We start from the raw sequence: 26,548 nt of genomic DNA on the forward strand, positions 1-26,548 counted from the left end.
CGTACTCGATCACTTGCACCCGGAGCTTTGATGACCTCGCCCAAGCGACTCCATATCGGCCTTTCACTGGCCCCCACCTGGCTCAGCGGCGACGCCTGGCGGCGCGCCGACAGCAACGTCGAGGGCCTGTTCACCAGTGCCTTTGCCATCGATCTGGCGCAGCGCGCCGAAGCGGCGCACCTGGACTTCGTGTTCCGCCCCGACGTCAGCTGCCTGCCGGTGGAAATGCTCGAAAGCGGCCCTGGCTTCACCAGCCTCGACCCCACCATCCTGCTGGCCGCCGTGGCCCAGCAGACCTCGCACATCGGCCTGGTGTCGACGGTGTCGACCACCTTCTATCCGCCGTATGTGGTGGCGCGCCAGCTGCAGTCGCTGAACTGGATCAGCAACGGGCGCGTGGGCTGGAACATCGTCACCGCCTTGCAGGGGCACGAGAACTTCGGCCTTGAGCAGATGCCCGACGCCGACGAGCGCTATGCGCGGGCGGCCGAGTTCACCGAGCTGGTGCACCAGCTGTGGGGCAGCTTCCCGTTCGAGGCGCTGACCATCGACCGTGCCAATGGCTGCTATGCCGACACCACCCAGGTGCGCCCGGTCAACCATGAGGGCACCTACCTCAAGGTCAAGGGCCCGCTGAACCTGCCAGCCTTCCCCGGCACGCGCATTCCGCTGATCCAGGCCGGTGCCTCGGAGTCGGGGCGGGATTTCGCCGCCTCGGTGGCCGACCTGGTGTTCGCACCCACGCCCGACAAGGAAGCGGCGCTTGAACTGCGCCGTGACCTGGGCCGGCGCGCCGAACGCCACGGCCGCTCGGCGCAGGCGATCCGCCTGCTGCCGGGCCTGAGCCTGTACCTGGCCGACACCCGCGAGCAGGCCCGGGCGGTGTTCATGCAAACCCACGGGCGCATGAACCGCGCGCGCAAGCTGGCCTCGATCAAGGAAATGACCGGGCTGGACCTGGCCGACTGGCCCCTCGACCGCCCGGTGACCCGCGCCGACCTGCCGGTGGTTGCGCCGGACGCCTCCAGCCGTACCCACAGCAGCCTGCTGCGCCGCCTGATCGAGCGCGAGTCGCTGAGCATCGACCAGCTGCTGCTGCGCCCCGAGGTGATTTCGGCGGCGCACTGGCAGGTGGTCGGCACCGTCGACGATGCCTTCGAGCAGATCGCGGACTGGGCTGCCAGTGGCGCCATCGACGGCTTCATTGCCGCGCCCGGTGGCTCGGTCGAGTCGCTGAACCTGTTTCTCGACCAGTTGATGCCACGCCTGGTGCAGGCCGGCCTGTTCCGCAAGGGCTACAGCGGCTCGACCTTCGCCCACCACCTTGACGAGCAGGGCTAGACGATGAAAAAGATTGTGGTGGCCGTGCTGGCCATCGTCGCTGTGGCCAGCGTCGCCCTGTGGCTGGCCCGGCAGCCCGCCGAGCTTGCGGACGAGGCGCCGACGGCGTCGGCGCAGGCCTCGCCCAAGCGCATCGTGTCCACCTCGCCGAGCGTGACCGGCATCCTGCTGGCCATGGACGCGCCGTTGGTGGCCAGTGCCGCGACCACGCCCAGCCGCATCTCCGATGCCAAGGGCTTCTTCACCCAGTGGGCCGAGGTGGCCGACCAGCGCGGTGTGCAGGTGCTGTACAAGAACCTGGTGTTCGACCTCGAAGCGGTGGTCGGGCAGGCACCCGACCTGCTGGTGGTGTCGGCCACCGGGGCCGACAGTGTGCTGCCCCACCAGGCCGAGCTGCAGGCCCAGGGTATCGACACGGTGGTGGTCAACTACGCCAACCACAGCTGGCAGGAGCTGGCGCGCCAACTGGGGCAGGCCAGCGGCCTGCAGGCCCAGGCCGAGGCGGCCATCGAGCGCTTCGACGCCTACGCCGCGCAGGTTGCAGCGCGCATCACTCCACCTGCCGGCGCGGTCAGCGTGGTGGGTTACAACCTGGGTGGCAGCTATTCGGTAGCGCGCCTGGACAGCCCCCATGCGCAGCTGCTGGCAGCTCTCGGGTTCGCAGTGGCCGGCTTGCCGCAAGGGTTGCAAGGGCAGGTCAAGCGCAGCTCCGACGTGGACTTCATCTCCCGTGAAAACCTCTCGGCGGCCATCACCGGCGACACGGTGTTCCTGCTGGGCGGCAGCGACGCCGACGTGCAGGCGTTTCTCGCCGACCCGGTGCTGGCCAACCTGCCGGCAGTGGTGCACAAGCGGGTGTATGCACTGGGCCCCAGTTCGTTTCGCATCGACTACTACTCCGGGCGCGAGATGATCGACGCCGTGGCGCGGGCGTACCCCTGAGCCATGGTGCGATCAAGACGTTGTCAGGGCCTGCTGCTGGGGCTGCTGTTGCTGGTCGTGGCGGTGCTGGCGAGCCTGGTGGTGGGGTCGCGCAGCATCGGCGTGGCCCAGGTATTCGAGGCGCTGTCGGCCTACGACCGGCTCGATGACCAGCACCTGATCGTGCGCGAACTGCGGGTGCCGCGCACGCTGGTGGCGATACTGGCCGGGCTGGCGCTGGGCCTGGCCGGTGCGATCATGCAGGCGGTGACCCGCAATCCGCTGGCCGAACCGGGCCTGCTGGGCATCAACGCCGGGGCCGGGGTAGGGGTGATCGTCGGTGTGGCCGTGCTGGGCCTGAGCAGCATGAGCGGCTACGTGTGGTGCGCCTTCGTCGGCGCCGGGCTGGCCGGGGTGGCCGTGTTCATGCTGGGCCGTGCCCAGGAGACCGGCACCAACCCGGTGCGCCTGGTGCTGGCCGGCGCCGGTCTGTCGGTGATGCTGGCCTCGGTCACCGGCATCATCATCCTCAATGCGCCGGCGCAGGTGTTCGACCAGTTTCGCCACTGGGCATCGGGCTCGCTGGAAAAGAGCGGCTTCGAGGCGGTGGGGGTGCTGGCGATGGCCGTGGTGCCGGGCGCTGTCACGGTGCTGGCGCTGGCCGGCAGCCTCAATGCCATGGCCCTGGGCAAGGACCTGGGCCTGGCGCTGGGGGTGAACGTGCGCCTCACCTGGCTGCTGGCCTGCCTGGCAGTGATGCTGCTGGCCGGCGCTGCCACCGCCGCTGCCGGGCCGATCGGCTTTGTGGGGCTGGTGGCGCCGCACCTGGCGCGCCTGCTGGTGGGCCCGGACTACCGCTGGATCCTGCCGTACTCGGCACTGTTTGCCGGCGTGCTGCTGCTGGGGGCCGATGTGCTGGGCCGGGTCGTGGCGGCGCCGGCGGAAGTGGCGGCGGGTATCGTCGCGCTGCTGATCGGCGGGCCGTTCTTTATCGCGCTGGTGCGCACATTCCGGTTGAGCAAGCTATGAACACTACCGCTACACGGGTCGTCCGCCTGGCCGCCCTGTCGTTTCGCTGGCAGCCCCGGGGGGTGCTGGTGTGTGCCGTGCTGGTGCTGCTGGCCCTGGGGCTGGGGGTGCTGCTGCTGGGCATCGGCACCTTGCCGTTGACGCCGGGCCAGGTGCTGGCCAGCCTGCTGGGGGCAGGGCCGAGCCCGACCACCGAGCGCATCGTGCTGCGCGTGCGCCTGCCCCGGGTGCTCACCGCGCTGTGCGTGGGCGCTGCATTGGGCATGGCCGGCTCGATCTTCCAGTCCATCTCGCGCAACGCGCTGGGCTCGCCCGACATCATCGGCTTCACCACCGGGGCGGCGAGCGGGGCGATCGTGCAGATCATCCTGTTCGATGCCGGCCCGCTGGGGGCGTCGCTGGCGGCGGTGATCGCCGGCGTGGGCACCGCTGCGCTGGTGTTCGTGCTGTCGATGAAGGGCCGCACCACCGGCGGCTATCGCCTGGTGCTGGTGGGCATCGGGGTGGGCGCGATGCTCTCGGGGCTCAACACCGTGCTGCTGGTGATGGGCAACCTCGACCAGGCCATGTCGGCGCAGATCTGGCTGGCCGGCTCGCTCAACACCCGCACCTGGTCGCATGTGCTGCCGGCGGCGCTGGGCCTGCTGCTGGTGGTGCCGGTGGCGGTGTACCACGCACGGCGCCTGAACATCCTCGAACTGGGTGACGACAGCGCCGCCCAGCTGGGTGTGGCGGTGGAGCGTACCCGCTTGCTGATGGTGATGGCGGCGGTGGGCCTGACCGCGATCGCCACCGCGGCGGCCGGCCCGATCAGTTTCATCGCCCTGGCCGCGCCGCAGCTGGCACGGCGCCTGACCACCTCGGCGCAGGTGCCGCTGGTGAGCGCAGCGCTGATGGGGGCGGTACTGCTGTTGGCCGCCGACCTGCTCAGCCAGCGTTTTGTGGCCAACCTCAACCTGCCCATCGGCCTGACCACCGGCCTGCTGGGCGGGGTGTACCTGCTGTGGCTGCTGGCGCGCAATCGGCGTGCCTGAAAGGAGGACGACACGTCGCGATTCATCACCTTTACGTAAACGTAACCTTGTGCCACTCTGCCGATCAGGTTGTCGGCGCCTGCGGGTGACGGCCCTGCAAATCTCAAGCACACTCCCTTGAGTTACATTGCCTTAAGTGCACAACGTTCGACGGGCGCTGGAGTAAGCGATGGCACGCACCATTCTAATAAAAAACGCCGCTGACCCTTTGCAGGAGTCACGCCAGGCACGCATGAAACTGGTCCATGACGGGGAGTTGCCGCTGGGCATGTTGCGCGACGAGATCGATGCCTCGTGGCGGCGCAGCCTCGGCCATGGCCTGAGTTGCCTCGAAGGCGAGCGGCACGAGCTGGCCGCCCCGCAGCGCGGTGAACTCAAGCGCCTGCTGGAAAGCAACCGGCTGCTGATCGATGCCGCCACGCCAGAGCTGGAGTACCTGGTGTCGCGCCAGGGCAAGGGCGGCATCATCATCCTCGGCGACGCCCAGGCCAACGTGCTGGCCATCGAGGGCAACACCGAGCCACTGCGCCAGACCGGGTTGCGCGACCTGCACCCGGGCAGTTGCTGGAGCGAGTCGGTGCGCGGCACCAATGCCATCGGCACCGCCGTGGTGGAAGGGCGCCCCACGCTGATCAACTGCGGCGAACACTACCTGGACCGCCTGAGCCCGTTCTCCTGCACCTCGGTACCGCTGCGCGACCCGCGCGGCGAGATCATCGGGGTGCTCGACCTCACCCGCGAAGGCGTCATGGCCCAGCCCCAGGACAATCTCTCGACGCTGCTGCTGGCGGCCGGCAACATCGAAAGCCGCATGTTCGGCCTGTGCTACCCCGAGCAACTGGTGGTGGCCTTCCACAACCGCCCGCAGTACCTGGGCAGCGCCTGGCACGGCCTGCTTGCCCTGAGCCTGGACGGCGAGGTGCTGGCCGCCAACGACCAGGCCTGCGCCTTGCTGCAGGTATCGCGCGCCGCCCTGGTGGGGCGCAGCTGCAGCGACTTGATCGGCGAACGCTCCAGCGCCTTCATCAGCCGGGTATGGCAGGGCGGCATCAGCAGCGTGCAGACCGCCAAGGGCGAGTTCTACTTCCGCTCCCAGCACCTGCCGCGCCAGCCCGTGATTGCCGCGACACCTGCACCCGCTGCCCCGGTGGCCGCGCAGAAGAGCGTCGACCTCGAGGCCCTGGCCGGGCGCGACAGCAGCCTTGCGCGCACCTTGCGCATGGCCCTGCAGGGCCTGAAGAACGAACTGCCGGTGCTGCTGCTGGGCGAAACCGGCACCGGCAAGGAAGTGGTAGCGCGCGCCCTGCACCAGGCCAGCCCGCGTGCCGGCAAGCCGTTCGTGGCGGTCAACTGTGCGGCCATACCCGAGGGGCTGATCGAGTCCGAACTGTTCGGCTACCGCGAAGGGGCCTTCACCGGCTCGCGCCGTGGCGGCATGGTCGGGCGCCTGATGCAGGCCCACGGCGGCACCCTGTTTCTCGACGAGGTGGGCGACATGCCGCTGGCCCTGCAGGCACGCCTGCTGCGGGTATTGCAGGAGCGCCGGGTGGCGCCGCTGGGCGCCGGCGAAGAGCAGGACATCGACGTGGCGGTGATCTGCGCCACCCACCGCGACCTCAAGCGCCACGTGCTTGAGCAGCAGTTTCGCGAAGACCTCTACTACCGAATCAACGGCGTGAGTCTGCGCCTGCCGGCACTGCGCGAGCGCGACGACCTGGGCACCCTGATCGACAGCCTGCTGCACAAGTTCGGCGCCCACGGCGTGCGCCTGAGCAAGGAGCTGGCCGCGTTGCTGAACAACTACGACTGGCCCGGCAACATCCGCCAGCTGGAGATGGTGCTGCGCTCGGCGGTGGCCATGCGCGAGCCGGGCGAGCCACTGCTGGGCCTGGAACACCTGACCGACTGCCTGCTTGAAGACCTCAGGGGCAGCACCCAGCAGCCGGGCAGCATCCGCGAAAACGAGGAGGAGCTGATCCGTGGCGCCCTGGCGCGTCATCACGGCAACATCACCGCGGCAGCCGATGCCCTGGGCATCAGCCGCGCCACGCTGTACCGCAAGATCAAGCAGCTGCGCAGTTGAACCGCCTGGGTCGAGTGCTGCTGCGCCTGGTCAATACCGACGACCCGCAGCTGATGCGCCGGGCGCTGGCCTGGCTGTACGGCTTCGTGCGGCCCCACGGGCGGGCGATCGGCGTGCTGCTGGGGTTGTCGCTGGGCGCCTCGCTGCTGGTGCTGGCCCAGCCCTGGCTGGTCAAGACCCTGATCGACGAGGGCCTGCTGGCCAAGGACTTCGAGGTGCTGTGGCACATGGCGGCGATCATGGTTGGCGTGGGGCTGGCGAGCACCGTGCTGTCGGGGGTCAACCGCTACCTGCACACGCGCCTGTCGGGGCGCATCCTGTTCGCCCTGCGCGACGACCTGTATGGCCACCTGCAGCAGCTGTCGCCCAGCTTCTACGGGCGCAAGCGGCTGGGCGACATCCTTTCGCGGCTCGATGGCGACGTCGCGGAAATCCAGCGTTTTGCGGTGGATTCGCTGTTTTCGGCGGTTTCCAGCCTGATCGGCCTGGTGGGCGCAGTGAGCCTGATGCTGATGCTGTCGTGGCAGCTGACCCTGCTGCTGGCGGTGCTGATTCCCATCGAGGTGCTGTGGCTGCGCTGGATGCGGCGCAAGGTCGAGCGCGAGGTGCGCCAGCTGCGCGAACGCTCGGCCGATGTCTCGTCGTTTCTGGTCGAGACCCTGCCGGCGATGAAGTTCATCCAGGCCGCGGGCCAGCAGCAGCGCGAAGCCGGGCGCCTGGGGCGACTGGGCCAGGGCTACATGGGGCAACTGCTCAAGGTGCAGGTGACCGAGTTCCTGACCCAGGCGGTGCCGGGCACCCTGACCTCGCTGTGCCGCGCCGCGGCGTTTCTGGTGGGCGGCTATTGGGTGATCCAGGGCACCTGGCAACTGGGCGCGCTGATCGCCTTTTCCACTTATCTGGGCATGGCGGTGGGGCCGGTGCAGAGCCTGTTGGGCCTGTACGTGGCGGTCCAGCGCATGGCCGTGAGCCTGGGCCGGGTGATGGAGTTGCAGCAGGAGCCGGTCAGCGTGACCCAGCCGGCCGCGCCGCAGCCGATGCGTGACGGCGGCGGCGAGCTGCGCCTTGAAGGAGTGTGCTTTGCCCATGAGCAGCGTCGTGGCGCGGTGCTGCAGGATGCCCGGGTGTGCATCGGCGCCGGGCTCAAGGTTGCCATCAGCGGCGCTTCGGGGGTTGGCAAGTCGACCCTGATCGACCTGCTGCAACGCTTCTACGACCCGGACCAGGGGCGCATCCTGCTCGACGGCCAGGACCTGCGCGACCTCGATCTGCTGGCACTGCGCCGGCGCATTGCGGTGGTCAGCCAGGACATCGTGCTGTTTCGCGGCACCCTGGCGCAGAACCTGGCCTACTGCCGGCCCGACGCGAGCCGTGCAGAACTGGAACAGGTGGTGGGCCTGGCGCGCCTGGACAGCCTGGTGCACAGCCTGCCCCTGGGCCTGGACGGGCCGCTGGGTGAACGTGGGCAGCAGTTGTCCGGTGGGCAGAAACAACGCATCGCGATTGCCCGCGCCCTGTTGCAGCAGCCATCGATCCTGGTGCTCGACGAAGCCACCTCGGCGGTCGACGAGGCCACCGAGCGCGAGGTGATCGCGGCCATCGACCAGCTGTTCGCCGGGCGCACGCGCATCCTGATCAGCCACCGGCCGTCCACCCTGGACGGCGCGGACCTTCACCTGCACCTCGAGGACGGGCAACTGCGCTGTGTACAGCCGCAGCCCGTGCGGCATGGGCACTAGCCTGCGTGTCGGGGTGATCGACAGCGGGTGCTCGGCGCATCAGGCCGGGCCTATCGCCGGTGGCCGGCGTTTCTGGCTGGAGCACGGCGAGTTGCGCGAGGGGCAGGTGCAGGCCGATGTCCTGGGGCATGGCAGCCGGGTACTCGACTGCCTGCTGGCCCAGGGCGGTGCCGGCGAGGTGCTGGTGGCGCAGGTGTTCGACCGCCACTGGCAGACCTCGGCATTGCAGGTGGCGGCGGCGCTGCTGTGGCTGGTGGAGCAGGGCGCGATGCTGGTCAACCTGAGCCTGGGCCTGCAGCAGGACCGCAATGTACTGCGTGCGGCCTGCGCCGTGGCCGTCGAGGCCGGGGTGCTGCTGTGCGCATCGAGCCCGGCGCGCGGTGCGCCGGTGTACCCGGCGCGTTATCCGGGGGTGATTCGGGTAACCGGCGATGCCCGCTGCGCGCCGGGCCAATGGTCGTGGCTCGACACGCCCCAGGCCGATTTCGGCGCTGCGGTCGATCCGGCTAGCGGCGTGGCGGGGGCGAGCCTGGCCAGTGCGGCGCTGTGCGGCCAGGTGCGCGCACTGTTGACGGCGCAGCCGAACGCGGGTCGCGAACAGGTACTGGCCCATCTGCGCCAACAGGCCGCCTTCATTGGCGCAGAACGCCGTGGGGGCGTGCATGGCTGAGCCGCGCATCCTGATACTGGGCGCCGGGCCCGCAGGCGCGGCGTGCGCCATGGGGTTGCAGCGCCTGGGCTACACGGTCGAGCTGGTGTGTGACTGGCGCCGGTTCGAGGCGGTGGAGGGTGTGTCCCAACGGGTGCTCGACGGCCTGCGCCATGCCGGCCTAGGCAGCGCACTGGAACAGGCAGCCATGCCCGCGCGCCGCCAGGTGCACTGGAATGGCCAGCAGCAATGGCTGAACCAGGAATGCCTGCTGGACCGCCGCCGTTTCGATGCCGCCCTGCGCGATGACCTGCGCCGGGCCGGCGTGGGCTTGATCGAAGCACGGGTGAGCAAGCTGCACAGCACGGCGCACGCGCACCAGGTGCAGCTTAACGATGGCCGGGTGCTGCATGCCGATTTTCTGGTGGAGGCACGCGGGCGCCAGGCCCCGTTGACGGCGAGCCGCCTGCGCGGCCCCGAAAGTGTCAGCCTGCTCAGTGTGTGGCAGGGCGCGCCGGCCGAGCCGGTGTCGGCGGTGCAGAGCCTGGCCGACGGCTGGGCCTGGATGGCGCGCCTGGCCGATGGCCGCTGCTATTGGCAGATCAGCCTGGACAGCAGCGCCGGCGGTCTGCCGGGCAAGGCGCACCTGCCTGAGTACTGTGCCCGGCGTCGGGGCGAATCGGCACTGGTGGCCGAGGTATTCGGCGCGGCGGCCGGGCAGGCGGTGCCGGTGCATGCGCGCAGCAGCACGGCGATCCTGGCAGGCGCATGCGCGGGGCACAACTGGCTGCGCATCGGCGACGCCGCCATGGCGGTGGACCCGCTGTCGGGCAACGGCATCTTCCAGTCGCTTTCCTCGGCCCTGCAGGCGCCCGCAGTGATCAACACCCTGCTGCGCCGCCCCGGGCAGCAGGCGCTGGCCCTGCGCTTTCATCAGGAACGTATCGAGCAGCTGTTCCTGCGCTTCGCCCGCATTGGCCGGGATTTCTATGCCCAGGAGGCAGACAAGGCCGGGCAAGCGTTCTGGGGCCCGCGCCAGGTGTGGCCGGATGCGCAACCACTGCACCTGGCCGGGGACTTCCGCCAATGGCAGGTGCAGCAGCGCCCGGTGGTGAGCCACGGCTTCATCGAACAGGCCGAGGTGGTGGTGGGGCCCGACCAGCCGCTGGGTATCTGGCACCTCGACGGCGTGCCGCTGGCCCCGTTGGTACGTGGGGTTCAGGCCGGTCAGCCATTGCAGTGGCTGCTGCACGGCAGGCCGGCGCCGGAACAGGCCAGGCTGCGCGGCTGGCTGGCCGCGCAGGGGTATCCAGTGTGACACCTCAGAAAAAGGTGCCCACCAGCAGTTGCAGGTAGGTGCTGGTGTCGCTGCTGCCCAGCTGCAGGCCGCCGTTGTCGGCACTGCGATCAGGCTTGTAGAAACCCAGCAGCGGGCTGATCAGCAGGTGCTCGTTGACCATCCACTCCACGTACAGGTCCAGCTCGCGGCCACCCAGGTTGCCACGCGCCTTGTCCAGGGTATCGAAGTCGAAGTACAGCGCGCCAAGGGTCAGGTTCTCCCGTGGCGTGGCCTTGAGGCCCACGTGATGCACCTGGCTGTTGCTGTTGAACGGGCCGGCATAGTTGGCCGCGACCTCGCCCTGGAACCAGGTGCCGTAGCCGCGGCTGGCCCCGTAGAACAGCGGGTCGAAGGCATTCGAGAAGCGGCTGTAGCGGTAGGTGGCGGTCGGGCTCCAGGGCACCTCGGAGAAGGTCCAGGCGCCTTCCAGGTACCAGGCGTTCTCGCGCCCGCTGCGCTTGTCCTGGGTCACGTATTCGGCGGCCACCTCCAGGTCCTTGACCCCCAGGCTGCCGCGCCCACGCAGGCTGACAGTATCCATGCCATCGCGCTCCTGCAGGCCCAGGATCGACGCATAGCGCCGGTCGACATCCAGGCCGCGAATCCATGAAATGCCCAGGGTGCCGGCTTCGCCCACCTGTTCTAGGTTGGCGATGGCAAGCTCGGTATCGGCCTGGTAATGGTTGTCCGACTTCAGCCACATCAGGTCGCCGCGCAGGCCCTCGCTGCCGCCCAGGCGCAGTACGGCCGTGCGGTCGAAGGCCTTGCGCGCGGCCAGGTAATAGGCGCCGCCGCGGTTGAAGTTCGCGCCCAGGTCGACCTTGCCAAGGTTGACCGGATCACCCTGGATCAGAAAGCCGTCGCCCAGGGTCAGCGTCTGGCGGCCGGCGGAAACGTCCACGCCGTCCTTGCCCAGCGCCGGGAACAGGTCGCCGGAGCGCCAGCCCAGGTAGGCATCCTCGACGCCGGTGCGCCGTTCGCTGCCCAGGGTCAGGCCGGCGGCGTCGCCGTCGCCCCAGGTACCGGAGCTGACCAGGTTGAACGCGCCGTAGGCCGTGCCCGCGGCGCCCAGTGCCTGGCTCGCACTCAGCCCATACTTGATATAGCCCTCGCGCCAGGCACTGCTGCCGGGCTGACGGTTGCCGCCCACCGCGTAGCTTTCGTCACTGTGAAATACGCCGAACAGGGCCTCGAGGTCGGCGTTCAGCACGCGGCCCTCGTTGTTGTACAGCTCGTGGGCCTGGGCGCTGCAGGCCATGAGGGCAAGCGTCAGCGCCAAGGGCGTGCGGGCGGCTCGAATCATCGGTGTGCTCCTTTCTTGTTGTTATCGAAGGTGTGCAGCGAGCTGCACCGGCCCAAGCAACTACTGCGCCATGCCTGCACGACGCGTGCAACCCGATGAAATGTCGGCGATTTGTCTCCCAGCCCGGCGAGATCGAGGCGGGCCGTACTGTCTCAGCCGCCCATCGACTGTCTCAGAACGGCACACACGCACGCACTCCCAGGATGCCTTGAAACCGGCCAAGCTGCTGTTCTGGCAGGTGAAACCTGGCCTGGCGCAGTACTTGTATGGCCGCTTGCACAACAACAAGAAGGAGTGGGCGTCGTGAGCGATCTGCGATGGGATACGTGCTGGCCACCGGCCCTGGGGCTGCTGCTGTGCTGCGCGCTGCTGTGGTGGCTGCCCCAGGTGGGCAACCTGCTGCTGGTGCTGATTGCCGGGCTGGTGGTACTGGGCGCCGTGCGCGCCCGGCTGCGCCAGATACTCTGGCGGCTGGCGCTGGTGGGGCTGTGTGCGGCGTGCCTGAGCCTGGTGATGCACCTGCTGGCCGACCATTTCCAGCTGCGCTACATCTGGCTGTACAGCAGCGCCACGCTGCCGGCCTACCTCAAGGTCGCCAACCTGTGGGGCGGCGATGAAGGCACCGTGCTGCTGCTGGCAACCCTGTGCATGGGCATCGGCGTGCGCAATGCCGCGCTGCCGGGCTGGGCCGGGCGCGCCAATGCGCTGGTGGCGGCCTGGTACACCCTCACTGCCGCCGGGTTGGGGCCGTTCACGGCAACGCCGGCCGACTGGCTGGCGGCCCAGGCGAGCCAGGGCATGAACGCACACCTGCAGACGATCTGGATGGCGTTTCACGCGCCGCTGATTATCGCCGCCTATGCCTGGGCCATCGCCCCGGCCGGTGCTGCGCTGGATGCACTGGCACGTACCGGCGACGCCTACGGTGCGCTGGCATGTACCTACGGCAGGCGCGCCTGGCTGGTACTGACCGCCGGCATCGGCATGGGCATGGTGTGGGCGCTCGAAGACTTCACCTTCGGCCAGCTATGGCACTGGGACCCGGTGCAGACAGCCGCCTTCGCGGTGTGGGCGATGCTCGGCGCGGTACTGCACGGGGCACGGCGCTGGCGGCCGCAGGGCCGCCACTGGCGCGCGCTGCCGCTGTTCAGCCTGCTGACTGCCGCGCTGGCCTGCATCGCCATGTCGGTGACGCGCAGCGAGGTGCTGGCCAGTTCACACCGCTATATCGGTACCACTTCATGGCTGGGGCACCTGGCGCTGGCGGGGGGCATCCTCGGCCTGATGCTGTGGTTTACCTGGCGAGCGTTCAGGCGGCCGGCGGCGAAGGCCCGCCCAGTGCGCCGGTCGGCTTCGGACTGGGGGCTGGACCTGTCGATGTGGCTGTTCGCCGTGGCCGCATTGCTGGCGGTGGGCCAACTGCTCGGCGCTCATGTCGGTCAGTGGCTGGCGCTGGAGAAGGCCTCGGAGCTCAAGCCGTTCTTCGAGACCCTGGCCGTGTGGGCCAGTGCCGAGGAGCTGGCCGGTCTGCGCCGGGCCTTCGATCACTGGGACGTGGACGGCCATGCCCTGGGCAAGTGGCTGATGCCCGTCATCGGCTTGCTCGGGCTGCTCGGCGGGTGGGTGTTCCTGCGGCGCAGCCTGCCGGCGCGCTATGCCGGCCTGATTACCCTGGGCATGGCGCTGTGGGTAGCGCTGACGGCCTGGCGCGGTGCCTGGCTGACCTCGCGCTACACCGGCGAAGGGGTGCTGTCCCAGCGCATCGTGCAGGTGCTGCCGTGGCTGGATGCGGCCCTGCTGGCCGGAATGTTCCTGCTGCTGGCGTGCCTGGCCTGGGGCATGCGGGTACTGTGGCGCAGCCGCCGGCTCGGCACCCTGCGTCATACGGCGCCGTTGGCGCTGATTCACGGTGGGGCGATGGTGGCGCTGGCCGGTGGCCTGCTGGCCACGGCACTCAATACCTACATGCCCATCAATATTGCCCCGGCTTCATCACCGCAGGCGTGGCACCGGGTGGCCGATCAGTTGCAGGTGCGCGTGCTGCCGGTAAGCAGCCAGCAGAACTTCTCGGGCTACCAGGCGGTGGCGCAGGTGCAGTTGCGCAGCGACGACCAGGTCATCGCCGGGCACGCGCTGTTCCAGGACCGGCGCGCATTGCCGCCGGCCTATCAGGGCCCGGTGCGACAGCTGTGCGAAATCCTCGACTACCGTTATGCACGCCATGTGGGCGACCCGGGCTATGTGCTGCACCCCTTCATCGTGCGCGGCTGGGCCCAGGACCTGCAGGTATGGGTACCGGCCTCGCCACGCCTGATGACGGCCGCCGGCACGCTGGACGGTGGCGACGCGATCCAGGGGGTGATCGTGGTACGGCGCTATCCGTTCGTGTCGCTGGTGTGGCTGGGGTTGCTGGCGATGGTGCTGGGTATGCTGGTGCTGCCGGGCCAGGCTCACCCGGCCAGGCAGTGGTCTCAGCTGTCTCAGAGTTAGACAGTCATCGCGAAATTGCACGCCCGGGCAGCGCTTGAATCAATGTTGTTTATCATGAGTATCCAGTAACTAGTTGTTAAACAAGGAATTGATTTTGTTGGCATGCACTCTGCTTGGTGTGAGTCAGATGTGCAGTACAGCCCCTCGCCGGGCGCGGACGATTTATAAAAACAATACCGTGGAGGCCTGACCTTGAAGACAACACGACTCTGGCATTACCTGAGTGCCGGCACCCTGGCCATGCTGGCCTGTGCTGTTCTGCCCCCCGCCGTGGCCGAAGATGGCAAGGCGATTCTCAATGCCAAGTGCATGGCCTGCCATACCCCCGAGGGCAACGACGCCCTGAGCCGCATCAGCCACCAGCGCAAGACACCCGAAGGCTGGCTGATGAGCATTGCGCGCATGCAGTTGATGTACGGCGTGAAGATCAGCGATGAAGACCGTCGCTCGGTGGTCAAGTACCTGGCCGACAGGCAGGGGCTGGCACCCAGCGAAACCGATGGCATGCGCTACGCGATGGAGCGGCGCCTGAACACCGTGGAGAAGTTCGACGAACCCCTCAACCAGATGTGTGCCCGCTGTCACTCCGGCGCGCGGGTGGCGCTGCAGCGTCGGCCGCTGCAGGAATGGGAACGCCTGGTGGAGTTCCACCTGGGGCGCTGGCCGTCGCTGGAATACCAGATGATGTCCCGCGACCGCGACTGGCTGGGGTTGGCGCGCAACGAAGTGGCGCCCCAGCTGGCCAAGGACTACCCGCTTGAGAGTCAGGCCTGGAGCGACTGGCAGAAGAGCAAGCCGGGCGCCGACGCACTGCCGGGGCAGTGGAGCTTCAGCGGCCACATGATGACCAGGGGCGATGTGCGCGGCGTGATGAGCGTGACCCACGACAGCGGCGACACCTTCAACATCGAGGTCAAGGGTCAGTATGCCGACGGCACGCCGTTCAATGGCAGCGGCTCGGCCATCGTATACAACGGCTACGAATGGCGCGGCAACCTGAAGATCGGCGATGTGCGCATGCATCAGGTATTCGCGGCCCTGAACGGCGAGATGAAAGGGCGCATGTTCGAGACCGAGCACGACGAGCGCGGCCTGGACTTCAGCGCGGCCAGGCAGGACAGCCCCCGCCTGCTGGCGGTACAGCCGGCGTTCATCCGCGCCGGCAACGAGGCCGAGCTGACCCTGGTGGGCAGCGGCCTGTCCGGCACCCCGGACCTGGGCGCAGGCGTTGAGGTGGTCAAGGTGCTGGAAAGCACCCCGCAGCTGTTGCGGGTCAAGGTCAAGGCGGCAGCCGATGCCGCGCCGGGGCTGCGCAACGTGGCCCTGGGTGCGCTCAAGGGCGTGGACCTTGCGGTGTACACCGAGGTCGCCGAGGTCAAGGTGGTGCCGGCGTATTCGGTGGCGCGCATCGGCGAGAACGGCGGCACCACGCCCAAGGTGCAGGGCCGCTTCGAGGCCGAGGCGTGGGGCAAGGGCGCCGATGGCCAGCCTTACCGCATCGGCTACCTGCCGGCCAAATGGACGGTGGAGCCGTTCAACGAGCAGGCCAGGGACGACGAGGACGTGAAGTTCGCCGGCACCATGCAGCGCGACGGGGTGTTCCTGCCTGCCGGCGCCGGGCCGAACCCGCAGCGCAGGATGATGGCCAACAACGTCGGCAACCTGAAGGTGATCGCCCAGCTGGAGGAGGGTGGCCTGCAAGGCGAAGGGCAACTGATCGTCACGGTGCAGCGCTGGAACAGCCCGCCGCTGCCCTGACCGCGAAGGCGGTGGGCGAGCGCGTCTCGCCCGGCTTTGCCACGACGAATCGTCACATTTGCGGAGGTCACCATGGGTGCATTATTGAATCTGGTCGAACGCAACCTGCACGAAGTGCGGGTGGACGACGACCGCATGCTGTTCCACATCCCCAGCAGCTCGCTGTTCGCCACCGATGACGTTACCGGCGGCATCATCGACGCCCTGCGCGTGCAGAGCTGCACCAGCGAAGACCTGGTGCTGCGTCTGGCCGGACGCTTCGCCGGGCATGACGTCAACGAGACCCTGCGCGAGCTGATCGCGCTGGAAGTGGTCAACGACGGCTCGCCGCTGACCCCGGAGCTGGGCATCAGCCGGGTCGAGCGCACAGCGCTCAACACCGTGGTGCTGAACGTCAACACCGGCTGCAACCTCAGTTGCACCTACTGCTACAAGGAGGACCTGGACAAACCCTCGGCCGGCAAGAAGATGGGCGCCGACACCGCCGAGGCCTCGGTGGAGATGCTGCTGCGCGAGTCGCCCGACGAGGAGCGCTACAGCGTGGTGTTCTTCGGCGGCGAGCCGTTGTCCAACCGCCCACTGATCGAGCACATGGTCAACTACTGCGAGCGCCGCTTTGCCGAGGCCGGCAAGCAGGTGGAATTCATCATGACCACCAACGCCACGCTGCTCACCGAAGAGATCGTCGACTACCTCAATGCCCATCGCTTCGGGCTGTCGGTGAGCATCGACGGGCCCAAGACCGTGCACGACCGCAACCGCATCACGGTGGGCGGGCAGGGCACCTACGACGTGGTGCGGCGCAAGGTCGACCTGCTGCTGTCGCGTTACCGCAGCCGCCCGGTGGGCGCGCGGGTGACGCTGACCCGTGGCATCACCGACGTGGAGACCATCTGGAACCACCTGTTCAACGAGCTGGGCTTTGCCGAGGTCGGCTTTGCGCCGGTCACCTCGGGCGACATGTCCGACTTCAACCTCACCGGCGACGAACTGGTGGAGGTGTTCGCCAACATGAAGGCCCTGGGCCGGCGCTACCTGGAGGCGGCGCTGGAGCACCGCAACATCGGTTTTTCCAACCTGCACCAGCTGGTCACCGACATCCACGAAGGCCACAAGAAGGCGCTGCCCTGTGGGGCCGGGCTGAAAATGCTGGCGGTCGACCACAAGGGCGAGCTCAACCTGTGCCACCGTTTCACCGGCTCCAGCCTGCCGACCTTCGGCAACGTGCACGGCGAGGTCAAGCAGGCCGAGCTCAACGACTTCCTGTCCCAGCGCCTGGACCGCAGCGGTACCGGCTGCGACACCTGCCACATTCGCAACCTGTGTTCCGGCGGCTGCTACCACGAAAGCTACGCCCGCTATGGCGACCCCACCCATCCCACCTACCACTACTGCGAACTGATGCGCGACTGGGTGGACTTCGGCATCGAGGTCTACAGCCGCATCATGGCCGCCAACCCGGCCTTCATCAGCAGTTACATCACCCCGCGGAAGGCGCACTGACATGAAACATCTGAAGCCGCTGAACAACAAGGCACTGATTCTGGAACAGGCCGCCGCCGAAGACCGTCTCGAGGAAGTGGTGGCAATGAGCAGCGTGGCCGGGTGCACCGCCACCACCGACCCGGGCTGGGAGGTGGACGTGTTCGGGGGGGTGGCGTCGTTGTGCCAGCCGATGGAGGCAGACCTCTATGGCTGCTCCGACCCGTGCTGGTGGCCGGCCCAGGTGCCGGACATGATGAGCACCTTCCCCGACTGGAACAAGGACGCGCAAAGCTCCGACGAGGGCTGGCGCAATCTCACCACCGTGTTCCCGAACGACAAGTGACCTGACGACAAGAATAAAAAAGGATACCGCTATGAAGCTTCAGTTCATCGGCCGCATGGCCGCGACGAGCTTGGGTCTGTTTGCCATCTGCACCGCTGCCGGTGTCGGCCTGGCCTTCGCCGCCAGCGACGTACCCGCCAACGCGTCGGGGCCTGCGCTCAAGCCGGGCAAGGAATACCTGCTGGCCACCAACTACCCCAACAACCTGCACCTGATCGACGTGGCCAGCGACACGCTGTACAAGACCTGCCAGATGCCCGACGCCTTCGGCCCGGGCGCGGCGCAGGTGGCGCCGGACAAGAAGGTCGCCTACGTGCTCAACAACCACTACGGCGATATCTACGGCATCGAGCTGGACACCTGCAAGACGGTGTTCCATGCGCGCCTGGCGTTCAAGCCGGGCGAGCAGGCCAAGTCGATGCTGTCGCTCGCCGTCAGCCCGGACGGCAAGGAACTGTACAGCGTGGCCAACCCCACGCAGATTCTCAACGACCACTATGCGGTGCAGGCGCCGCGCCTGCAGGTGTACGCCACCGACGCCGGGTTGAACGCCCAGCCGCTGCGCACCTTCGAGGTACCGAGGCAGATCTCGATCATGCAGGCCGCGGACGACGGCAGCCTGTACATGGCCGGGCGCGACATCTACAAGCTGGACGTGAAGACCGGCCAGTACAGCGTGGCCTTGCCCACCGGCAGCTGGAAGCGCCCGCAATACAGCCCGCCGGACCTGCTCTACATCTGGTCTCACCAGACCGCCCGACGTGATTTCTCGTTGCTCTACACCGCCGCCAAGTACAAGGACGAGAAACAGGATGCTGACACCGCCGACTTCGTCTACGGCTACGTCAGCGTCGACCTGACCACCGGCAAGACCCAGGTTCAGGACTTTGCCCCGGTCACCGAGGTGTACTTCACCGGCATGCGCTCGCCCAAGGACCCCAACCAGATGTTCGGCGTACTCAACCGCCTGGCCAAGTACGACATCAAGCAGCAGAAGCTGATCAAGGCCGCGAACCTGGCGCATTCGTACTACTGCATCAGCTTCGACAAGGCCGGCAGCAAGCTGTACCTGACCGGCACCTTCAACGACGTGGCGGTGTACGACCCGGACAGCCTGGAGCTGGTGGCGAACATCAAGCTGCCAGGCGGCGACATGGCCACCGGTACCGCACAGGTATTCACCCGCTGACTCAACGCAGGCGGGCAACCGCCTGCGCCGGCCCATAACAATCACAAGGGGCAACCATGAATCAACCGAGCTATACCCAGGGGCGTCAGGACAAGGACCTGCTCGCCATGACCATCGGCGCGGCGTTCGACGCCACCGCGGCCAGGTTCGCCGCGCGTGAAGCGCTGGTGGTGCGCCACCAGGGCCTGCGCTACAGCTGGCAGCAACTGGCCGAGGAGGTCGAGCGCCACGCCCGGGCCCTGCTGGCCCTGGGGCTGCAGCGCGGCGATCGCCTGGGCATCTGGGCGCCCAACTGCGCGCAGTGGTGCATCACCCAGTTCGCCAGCGCCAAGGTCGGCGTGATCCTGGTCAACATCAACCCGGCCTATCGCAGCAGCGAGCTGGAATACGCGCTCAAGCAGTCCGGCTGCAACTGGGTTATCTGCGCCGACGCGTTCAAGACCAGCGACTACCACGCGATGCTCCTCGGCCTGGTGCCGGAGCTGGCCAGCGTCGCCCCCGGCAGCCTGAACTGCCAGCGCCTGCCGGCCCTGCGCGGCGTGGTGAGCCTGGCCGAGCAACCACCCCCAGGCTTTCTGCCCTGGGCGGGCCTGCAAGGCATGGCCGAGGCGGTGACCGTGCAGGCCCTGGCCGAGCGCCAGGCCGGCCTGCACTGGCACGACCCGATCAATATCCAGTACACCTCCGGCACCACGGGTTTCCCCAAGGGGGCGACCCTCAGCCACCACAACATCCTCAACAACGGCTACATGGTCGGCGAGAGCCTGGGCCTGACCGAGCACGACCGGCTGGTGATCCCGGTGCCGCTGTACCACTGCTTCGGCATGGTCATGGGCAACCTGGGCTGCCTGACCCATGGCTCGACCATGATCTACCCCGGGGATGCCTTCGACCCGCTGAGCACCCTGCGCGCCGTTGCCGAGGAGCGCGCCACCGCGCTCTACGGTGTGCCGACCATGTTCATCGCCGAACTGGACCACCCGCAGCGGCATGAATTCGACCTGTCGAGCCTGCGCACCGGGATCATGGCCGGCGCTACCTGCCCGATCGAGGTGATGCGCCGGGTGATCGACGAGATGCACATGAGCGAGGTGCAGATCGCCTATGGCATGACCGAGACCAGCCCGGTGTCGCTGCAGACCGCCGCCGAGGACGACCTGGAGCTGCGCGTCACCTCCGTGGGGCGTACTCAGCCGTGCCTGGAGAGCAAGCTGGTGGACAGCGACGGGCTCACGGTACCCCGCGGGCAGATCGGCGAGCTGTGCACCCGTGGCTACAGTGTCATGCTCGGCTACTGGGAAAACCCCGAGGCCACCACCGCGAGCATCGACCACGAGGGCTGGATGCACACCGGCGACCTGGCGGTGATGGACGAGCAGGGCTATGTGCGCATCGTCGGGCGCAGCAAGGACATGATCATTCGCGGGGGCGAGAACATCTACCCGCGGGAGCTGGAGGAGTTCTTCTTCACCCACCCGGCCATCGCCGACGTACAGGTGATCGGCATTCCGTGCAGCCGTTATGGCGAGGAGATCGTGGCCTGGGTCAAGTTCCACCCCGGACACAGTGCCAGCGAAGACGAACTGCGCGAATGGGCCAGGGCGCAGATCGCCCACTTCAAGGTGCCGCGGCACTTTCGCCTGGTGGACGAGTTCCCCATGACGGTCACCGGCAAGGTGCAGAAGTTTCGCATGCGCGAGATCAGCATCGAGGAACTGACCCTGGCCAGGCAAGGCCAGCTGGCGGCCAGGGGGTAGGCCTGCGCCGCCGGGTGCGGGCGGTCATGCAGGGCGCATGACCGCCCGGGCGGCACTCAGTGCGTGCCGCGCGGCACGGTCTTGAGCAGGTCTTCGGGGCTGATATGGCCCACGATGTGCTTCACGCTGCCCGGTTGCGGCAGGTCGAGGATGTGCCCCTTCATCTTGCCGATCACGTGCATCTCGCACGGCTTGCAGTCGAACTTCAGGGTCAGTACCTCGTCACCGTGAATCAGCTGCATGGGCGCAACCTTGGTGCGCACGCCGGTGACGCCCTTGGCCTGTTTGGGGCACAGGTTGAACGAGAAGCGCAGGCAGTGCTTGGTGATCATCACCGGCACTTCGCCGGGCTCTTCGTGGGCCTCGTAGGCCGCATCGATCAGCTTGACCCCGTGGCGGTGGTAGAAGTCGCGGGCCTTCTGGTTGTACACGTTGGCCAGGAACGACAGGTGCGACTCGGGGTATACCGGCGCCGGCACCGTCTCGGCCTTGCGGCTGCCGCGCGGGTGCGCGGCAACGCGGGCGGCGGTGAGGCTCTCGATCACGTCGCGGCGCAGCGCCTTGAGCTGGGAGTTGGGAATGAAGTACGCCTGCGGCGCATCCAGGCGAATGCCGGTGGCGTGGTACTGGGTGGTGCCCAGCTGGCCGAGCAGGTCGTGCAGTTGCTCCAGCGCCTGCTCCGGCTTGTTGGCCGGGCCGAACGGGCCGGGCAGGGTGGCACTGGCGCTGATGCCTTCCTCGCTGGTGGCGGTCAGCTCAAGGCCGTGTTCACGCAACTGCGCGACCCAGCCCAGGCCGATACGGCGTTCGGCCGACGTCTTCTGCAGCGCCTGCTGCCAGTTGTGGTCCAGGTTGCGGCTCAGCGGATGGTTGGGGCGCAGCTGGTGCAGGCCCTTGGGCATCTCGTTGGGCTCTACGCGGTAGCGGTAGCGCTTTTCGCCGTCTTCGTCGAACTCGCCCCTGGCCTCGGCGATGTTGGCACGAAAGCCGACCACCTCACGCTTGACCAGCACGTTGAGGCCGTCGCCGTTGGACAGCGGTGCATGGGTGACCACCTGCAGGTCGCGCTTGCCGACCTTTTCCACCACACCCACCGGCAGGCCGGTGAAGGTGGGCGAATCGAACGCGCCGATGTCGATCTTGCGCTCGCTCACGAAGTAGTCGGTGCTGCCGCGGTGGAAGGTCTTGTCCGGGTCGGGCACGAAGAAGTGCGCGGTATGGCCGCTGGAGGCGCGGGCCAGGTCGGTGCGGTCTTCGAGCACTTCGTCCAGGCGCTGGCGGTAGTAGGCGGTGATGTTCTTCACGTAGCCCATGTCCTTGTAGCGGCCCTCGATCTTGAACGAACGCACGCCAGCCTCTACCAGGGCGCGGATGTTGGCGCTCTGGTTGTTGTCCTTCATCGACAGCAGGTGCTTCTCGTAGGCGATCACGCCGCCTTTTTCGTCCTTGAGGGTGTAGGGCAGGCGACAGGCCTGGGAACAGTCGCCACGGTTGGCACTGCGTCCGGTCTGGGCGTGGGAGATGTTGCACTGCCCGGAGAACGCCACGCACAGCGCGCCATGAATGAAGAACTCGATGGCCGCGTCGGTTTCGTCGGCGATGGCGCGGATTTCCTGCAGGTTCAGCTCGCGGGCCAGCACCAGCTGCGAGAAGCCGGCCTGGTCGAGGAATTTGGCCCGTGCCAGGGTGCGGATGTCGGTCTGGGTGCTGGCGTGCAGCTCGATGGGCGGAATGTCCAGCTCCATCACCCCCAGGTCCTGCACGATCAGCGCGTCGACGCCGGCGTCGTACAGCTGGTGGATCAGCTTGCGCGCCGGCTCCAGCTCGTTGTCGTGCAGGATGGTGTTGATGGTGGTGAACACCCGCGCGTGGTAGCGGTGGGCAAACTCCACCAGCCCGGCGATATCGCTCACCTCGTTGCAGGCGTTGTGGCGGGCACCGAAGCTCGGGCCACCCAGGTACACCGCATCGGCGCCATGCAGGATCGCCTCGCGGGCAATCGCCACGTCGCGGGCGGGGCTGAGCAATTCCAGGTGATGCTTGGGTAGGGACATGTCTTTTTAGTCTGGCTGGTCACGGTAGCCGCGCATTGTAGCCGCGCAACGCGCTGTCGGCACCTTTGCCGACAGGCGTCATGCAGATTGACCAGCCCCCTTCGCCGGTGAGGCCGGCAAAGGGGCGCCAGGGCAGGGGTCAGAAGCGCCCGTCCAGGCCGATGCGGAACATCTCGTTGCGCTCGTCGGTGGCCAGCGCGGTCTTGTACGAGAAGCCCAGGCGCCAGCTCTGGCTGAGGCTGAAGTCCAGGCCCAGGTCCAGGTCGACGAAGTTGCTGTCCATCGGGTCGGGTGACAGGCGATACAGCACGCCGTCGTTGGTCTGGTCGGTGTAGCGCATGCGGTAGTCGTCGCTGTGGCTGAAGTTGTGACCCCACGCCAGCCCGACCCGCGGCGTGAGCACGCCGGCGCCGGTCTGGATGTCGTAGCCGCTGCGCACGCCCAGGAACGAGGTGAAGGTCCGCTGGCGCTGTTGTTCGTACGACAGCCCGTAGATACCGCCGCCCCGTTCGCTGAAGTCGTCCAGCTTGGTGAAGCTGGCGTTCAGCCGTGTGTACGGCGCCAGCGACAGGGCGCCTTCGCGGTACTCGTAGCTGGCGGTCAGCGAGGCGAACAGCTGGTCGGCGTCGCGCGAGCCATGGGCATAGCCGTTGGACGGGTCGGCAGTGACGTAGCGGCGCGAGTCGAAGCGGATGCGGTTGTAGCCCAGCAGTGCATCGATGTAGATCTCCGACAGCGGGTTGACGCTCAGGTACGCCGCCAGGCCCAGGGCGTCGGCCTCGCTGCGGGTGTCCTGCTCGCCGATGTCGGCGCGGTCGTTGCCGTAGCCAAAACCGATGCCCACCACGGCCCTTGGCGACAGGCGATAGTCGACGCCGGCGCTCAGTCCGTAGGTGACGAAGCTGTTGTCCTTGGCGCCGCGTGCGCGGTTGGAACCGGTGTTGATGAAGCCATCGGTCCAGTAGGCCACGGCCTCTTCGACGCACTCGCCGGAGGTGGCGCGGGCGGTGTCGCGCTGTTTGCGACGGGTGTCGTCCGCGTCCTCGTCGTCATTGCCCTTGCCGTTGCCTTCGAGCTCGTCGCGCAGCGCCTTGCCCAGGCTGCCCAGGCCGAGGTTGTCGCGGCCATGTTGAACGTTGGCGTTGAACGCGTTGCGGTCACAGGTAGGGCGGTGCAGTTGCTCCAGGCGCCGGTTGAAGTTGTCCATCTGGGTGCTGGCAAAACGATCCGCTGCGCGCGATTGCGCGTTGAGCAGGCCGATCACTTCGGCGTCCTTGCTGGGGTCGGGACGTGCCTGCACGCTGAAGGTCACGGTGCCGGTCGCGCTGGCACCGCTGGTGCTCTCCAGGCTGAAGGTGACCACTGCTGTGCCGGCAAAGGCAGCGGCAGGCACGAAGCGCAGGTTGAAACCGGACAGGGCGGCACGCGCTGCTCGCGCAGGGGCCACCGATGTCAGGCTGGCATGCCCGGCTGACGCAGGGCTCAACGACAGCACGCGGGCGCGCAGGAACGGCCCTCCGGTGGCCCCACGGGTAAGGTCGACGCTGGCGACAGCACCGGGGCTGAGCGCCTCGCTGGATGACACCACGGTGACCACCTGGGCGGCGATCGCCAGGGTAATGCTGCGGCTGCCGGTGGCGCCGTTGGCGTCGGTGGCGGTAACGGTCAGCGTGGCGTTGGCGGCCTCGGTCGGCGTGCCGCTGATCACCCCGGTCGCCGGGTCGAGCTGCAGGCCATTGGGCAGGCTGCCGGCGCCGATGGCGTAGCTGTACGGCGCCATCCCGCCGCTGGCACCCAGGCCGAAGCTGTAGGCGCTGCCCACGGTGCCTGGCGGCAGTGGGCCGGAGGCCGGGCTCATTACCAGCGTCGGTGGGGTGATGGTGAGGCTCACCGTGGCGGCTGCCGAGGTGCCGCCCGGGCCGGTGGCGGTGTAGGTGAAGCTGTCAATGCCCGAGTAACCGGCAGTCGGGGTGTAGCTGATGCGGGTGCCACTGACCTGCGCAGTACCGTGCTGTGGGTTGCTGGCCACGGCCACGCTTGTGACCGGGGCACTGCCCAGGCTCAGGGTCAGCGGGTTGTTGCGGCTGTTGGCGGCCACACTGGCCGACACGTTGCCGACCACGGGCGCCTGTGCCACGACTGTCAGGCTCAGCGTACGGCTGCCGGTGGCACCGTTGGCATCGGTGGCGGTAACGGTCAGCGTGGCGTTGGCGGCCTCGGTCGGCGTGCCGCTGATCACCCCGGTCGAGGTGTTGAGTGTCAACCCATTGGGCAGACTGCCGCCGATGGCATAGCTGTACGGCGCCATCCCGCCGCTGGCACCCAGGCCGAAGCTGTAGGCGGTGCCCACGGTGCCTGGCGGCAGCGAGCCTGACGCTGGGCTTAGCACCAGGGTTGGCGGGGTAACGGTAACGTTCACCGTGGCAGGTGCCGAGGTGCCGCCCGGGCCGGTGGCGGTGTAGGTGAAGCTGTCAATGCCCGAGTAACCGGCAGTCGGGGTGTAGGTGATGCTGGTGCCACTGACCTGCGCAGTACCGTGCTGTGGGTTGCTGGCCACGGCCACGCTGGTGACCGGGGCACTGCCCAGGTTCAGGGTCAGCGGGTTGTTGCTGGTGTTGGCGGCCACACTGGCCGACACGTTGCCGACCACGGGCGCCTGCGCCACGACTGTCAGGCTCAGCGCCTGGCTTGCCTGGAAATTCTGGCTGTCAGTCACCCTGACGGTAAAGCTGCTGGTGCCGGGTGCGGTTGGCGTACCGGCCAGGCTGCCGGTCGGGGCCAGGGTCATGCCGGACGGCAGGGCGCCCGAAACGATGGTGTAGCTGTACGGCGCGGTTCCGCCACTGGCACTGATACTGGCCGTGTAGGGCACGTTCTGGGTGGCGTTGGCCAGTGTGGTCGTGCCGATAACCACGGTGGGTGGCGTGATGGCGAGGTTGACGGTGGCAGGCGCCGAAGTCCCTCCCGGGCCGGTGGCGGTATAGGTAAAGCTGTCGACGCCGGCATAGCCTGGGGTCGGGGTATAGGTGAAACCCGTGGCCCCGGTGATGTTGACGGTGCCATGTGCAGGGGGTGTCACCACGGCCAGGCTGGTGGTCGGCCCCCCGCTGAGGCTTGCGCTGATCGTGCTGGCGCCGCTGTTGGCTGCGAGGGTTTGGTTGATATTGGCGGCTACCGGCGCTTGCTGGCCAACCACGAAGGAATAGGGACGCACTCCGGTGAATCTGTTGGTATCACTGGCCCGCACCCCGAAAGTGAACGTACCGGCGGTAGTTGGTGTGCCACTCAGGGTGCCTGTGCTGGTAAGGCTCATTCCTGCAGGCAGCGCGCCGAAGGCGATACCGTAGTCGAAGGGTGCAACCCCACCGCTGGCGCTGATCGACGTGCTGTACCCCGTGCCCACCGTAGCTGCGGGCAAGGTAATCGGCGTGATGTCTATGAAGGGCGTGGCAATGGTGAGGGTATAGGTCTGACTGACGCTGGTGAGGTTGCTGGAGCTGTCGACCGCCGTGACGCTGAAGGTGTAAGTACCGGCTTTGGAGGGGCTTCCGGTCAGGGTACCGGTACTGGAAAGGGCGATTCCGGTCGGTAGGCTGCCACCGTTGATGCTGAAGGTGTAGGGCGCGACACCCCCACTGACGGTGAGCTGTTGGCTGTAGCTGCTGCTGTAAATGGGGGCCGGCAATGTCGCCGGGGTGATGGCCATGCTGCCGGCAACGATGGTCAGTGTATAGCTGCGCGTGCCGGTGTAGCTGAACGCGTCGGTGACCTTGGCCGTGAAGCTGAAGTTGCCGCTGCTGGTCGGCGTGCCGCTGAGCGTGCCGTTGGATGCCAGGGTCAGGCCGCTGGGCAAGGCTCCAGATGCAAGCGAAAAGGCGTAGGGCGCGTTACCCCCGCTGGCAGCCAGCGAGGTGGTGCTGTAGGCGATACCGGCAGTACCCGCAGGCAGTGATGCAGGGGCGATGCTGATGGTCGGGGAACCGACGGTAACGGTCACGGTCGCCGGGGCAGAGGTGCCTGCACTGTTGGTGGCG

Annotated in this window: 17 protein-coding genes; 14 read left to right on the forward strand and 3 right to left on the reverse strand. The window is 67.7% G+C overall.

Features of this window, described 5'->3' with window-relative positions; all coding sequences use genetic code 11:
• The first annotated feature begins 30 nt into the window (after positions 1-30).
• The 8 genes from NP552_RS01005 to qhpG all read left to right on the forward strand — a co-directional run bounded on the left by NP552_RS01005 (position 31) and on the right by qhpG (position 10,114).
• On the forward strand, positions 31-1,341 hold the full coding sequence (locus tag NP552_RS01005; RefSeq protein WP_054914474.1) for an NtaA/DmoA family FMN-dependent monooxygenase: 1,311 nt from the start codon (positions 31-33) through the stop codon (positions 1,339-1,341).
• A 3-nt stretch (positions 1,342-1,344) separates the two neighbouring features.
• Positions 1,345-2,283 (forward strand): Fe2+-enterobactin ABC transporter substrate-binding protein, encoded by a 939-nt coding sequence (gene fepB, locus NP552_RS01010; RefSeq protein WP_274096294.1) that lies wholly within the window; start codon positions 1,345-1,347, stop codon positions 2,281-2,283.
• 3 nt (positions 2,284-2,286) lie between these two features.
• On the forward strand, positions 2,287-3,291 hold the full coding sequence (locus NP552_RS01015; RefSeq protein WP_054914475.1) for a FecCD family ABC transporter permease: 1,005 nt from the start codon (positions 2,287-2,289) through the stop codon (positions 3,289-3,291).
• Positions 3,288-4,325: a FecCD family ABC transporter permease gene (locus NP552_RS01020; protein WP_054914476.1), complete on the forward strand. Its 1,038-nt coding sequence runs from the start codon at positions 3,288-3,290 to the stop codon at positions 4,323-4,325. Before NP552_RS01015 ends, NP552_RS01020 begins: the two co-directional genes overlap by 4 nt.
• 169 nt (positions 4,326-4,494) lie before the next feature.
• The gene (locus NP552_RS01025; protein ID WP_088515045.1) at positions 4,495-6,408 is read left to right on the forward strand and encodes a sigma-54-dependent Fis family transcriptional regulator; all 1,914 of its coding nucleotides are present in this window, start codon (positions 4,495-4,497) and stop codon (positions 6,406-6,408) included.
• 5 nt (positions 6,409-6,413) lie between these two features.
• Positions 6,414-8,147: an ABC transporter ATP-binding protein gene (locus NP552_RS01030; protein ID WP_116055342.1), complete on the forward strand. Its 1,734-nt coding sequence runs from the start codon at positions 6,414-6,416 to the stop codon at positions 8,145-8,147.
• Positions 8,137-8,817, forward strand: a complete 681-nt coding sequence (gene qhpE / locus NP552_RS01035; RefSeq protein WP_274096295.1) for a subtilisin-like serine protease QhpE — start codon at positions 8,137-8,139, stop codon at positions 8,815-8,817. Before NP552_RS01030 ends, qhpE begins: the two co-directional genes overlap by 11 nt.
• Positions 8,810-10,114, forward strand: coding sequence for a flavin-dependent monooxygenase QhpG (qhpG, locus tag NP552_RS01040; protein ID WP_213607427.1), 1,305 nt, complete (start codon positions 8,810-8,812; stop codon positions 10,112-10,114). Before qhpE ends, qhpG begins: the two co-directional genes overlap by 8 nt.
• A 4-nt stretch (positions 10,115-10,118) precedes the next feature.
• On the opposite strand, the gene NP552_RS01045 is transcribed toward qhpG, so the two are convergent.
• Positions 10,119-11,438, reverse strand: a complete 1,320-nt coding sequence (locus NP552_RS01045) for a hypothetical protein (protein WP_054914478.1) — start codon at positions 11,436-11,438, stop codon at positions 10,119-10,121.
• A gap of 303 nt (positions 11,439-11,741) precedes the next feature.
• Between NP552_RS01045 and ccsA the strand changes: the two genes are divergently transcribed.
• The 6 genes from ccsA (at position 11,742) to NP552_RS01075 (ending at position 20,460) form a co-directional block, all read left to right on the forward strand.
• On the forward strand, positions 11,742-13,928 hold the full coding sequence (gene ccsA / locus NP552_RS01050) for a cytochrome c biogenesis protein CcsA (protein WP_274096296.1): 2,187 nt from the start codon (positions 11,742-11,744) through the stop codon (positions 13,926-13,928).
• 192 nt (positions 13,929-14,120) lie between these two features.
• Positions 14,121-15,686 carry a quinohemoprotein amine dehydrogenase subunit alpha gene (gene peaA, locus NP552_RS01055; RefSeq protein ID WP_274096297.1) on the forward strand — a complete coding sequence of 522 codons (1,566 nt, stop codon included), beginning with the start codon at positions 14,121-14,123 and terminating at the stop codon, positions 15,684-15,686.
• 72 nt (positions 15,687-15,758) lie between these two features.
• Positions 15,759-17,189 carry a quinohemoprotein amine dehydrogenase maturation protein gene (gene peaB / locus NP552_RS01060; protein ID WP_274096298.1) on the forward strand — a complete coding sequence of 477 codons (1,431 nt, stop codon included), beginning with the start codon at positions 15,759-15,761 and terminating at the stop codon, positions 17,187-17,189.
• 1 nt (position 17,190) lies between these two features.
• Entirely contained in the window at positions 17,191-17,514 is a 324-nt protein-coding gene (gene qhpC, locus NP552_RS01065) for a quinohemoprotein amine dehydrogenase subunit gamma (protein WP_054914481.1), read from the forward strand.
• Positions 17,515-17,545: 31 nt separating this feature from the next.
• The gene (gene peaD, locus NP552_RS01070) at positions 17,546-18,703 is read left to right on the forward strand and encodes a quinohemoprotein amine dehydrogenase subunit beta (protein WP_274096299.1); all 1,158 of its coding nucleotides are present in this window, start codon (positions 17,546-17,548) and stop codon (positions 18,701-18,703) included.
• Positions 18,704-18,759: 56 nt separating this feature from the next.
• Positions 18,760-20,460: an AMP-binding protein gene (locus NP552_RS01075; protein WP_100632739.1), complete on the forward strand. Its 1,701-nt coding sequence runs from the start codon at positions 18,760-18,762 to the stop codon at positions 20,458-20,460.
• A 56-nt stretch (positions 20,461-20,516) separates the two neighbouring features.
• On the opposite strand, the gene NP552_RS01080 is transcribed toward NP552_RS01075, so the two are convergent.
• A complete protein-coding gene (locus NP552_RS01080) occupies positions 20,517-22,514 on the reverse strand; it encodes a peptidase U32 family protein (protein WP_043861235.1) in 1,998 nt (665 codons plus the stop codon).
• A gap of 139 nt (positions 22,515-22,653) precedes the next feature.
• Entirely contained in the window at positions 22,654-26,511 is a 3,858-nt protein-coding gene (locus NP552_RS01085) for a putative Ig domain-containing protein (RefSeq protein ID WP_274096300.1), read from the reverse strand.
• Between the last annotated feature and the right edge of the window lie 37 nt (positions 26,512-26,548).

Origin of the sequence: Pseudomonas sp. 8209, assembly GCF_028682105.1 — a bacterium.
In the GTDB taxonomy this organism is placed as follows: domain Bacteria; phylum Pseudomonadota; class Gammaproteobacteria; order Pseudomonadales; family Pseudomonadaceae; genus Aquipseudomonas; species Aquipseudomonas palmensis.

Coding starts and splice junctions, on each gene's coding strand:
- NP552_RS01080 (WP_043861235.1), bottom strand. CDS start 22,514: ATGTCCCTACCCAAGCATCACCTGGAATTGCTCAGCCCCGCCCGCGAC.
- qhpG (WP_213607427.1), top strand. CDS start 8,810: ATGGCTGAGCCGCGCATCCTGATACTGGGCGCCGGGCCCGCAGGCGCG.
- NP552_RS01020 (WP_054914476.1), top strand. CDS start 3,288: ATGAACACTACCGCTACACGGGTCGTCCGCCTGGCCGCCCTGTCGTTT.
- NP552_RS01045 (WP_054914478.1), bottom strand. CDS start 11,438: ATGATTCGAGCCGCCCGCACGCCCTTGGCGCTGACGCTTGCCCTCATG.
- peaB (WP_274096298.1), top strand. CDS start 15,759: ATGGGTGCATTATTGAATCTGGTCGAACGCAACCTGCACGAAGTGCGG.
- NP552_RS01005 (WP_054914474.1), top strand. CDS start 31: ATGACCTCGCCCAAGCGACTCCATATCGGCCTTTCACTGGCCCCCACC.
- NP552_RS01025 (WP_088515045.1), top strand. CDS start 4,495: ATGGCACGCACCATTCTAATAAAAAACGCCGCTGACCCTTTGCAGGAG.
- NP552_RS01015 (WP_054914475.1), top strand. CDS start 2,287: ATGGTGCGATCAAGACGTTGTCAGGGCCTGCTGCTGGGGCTGCTGTTG.
- fepB (WP_274096294.1), top strand. CDS start 1,345: ATGAAAAAGATTGTGGTGGCCGTGCTGGCCATCGTCGCTGTGGCCAGC.
- qhpE (WP_274096295.1), top strand. CDS start 8,137: ATGGGCACTAGCCTGCGTGTCGGGGTGATCGACAGCGGGTGCTCGGCG.
- NP552_RS01075 (WP_100632739.1), top strand. CDS start 18,760: ATGAATCAACCGAGCTATACCCAGGGGCGTCAGGACAAGGACCTGCTC.
- qhpC (WP_054914481.1), top strand. CDS start 17,191: ATGAAACATCTGAAGCCGCTGAACAACAAGGCACTGATTCTGGAACAG.
- peaD (WP_274096299.1), top strand. CDS start 17,546: ATGAAGCTTCAGTTCATCGGCCGCATGGCCGCGACGAGCTTGGGTCTG.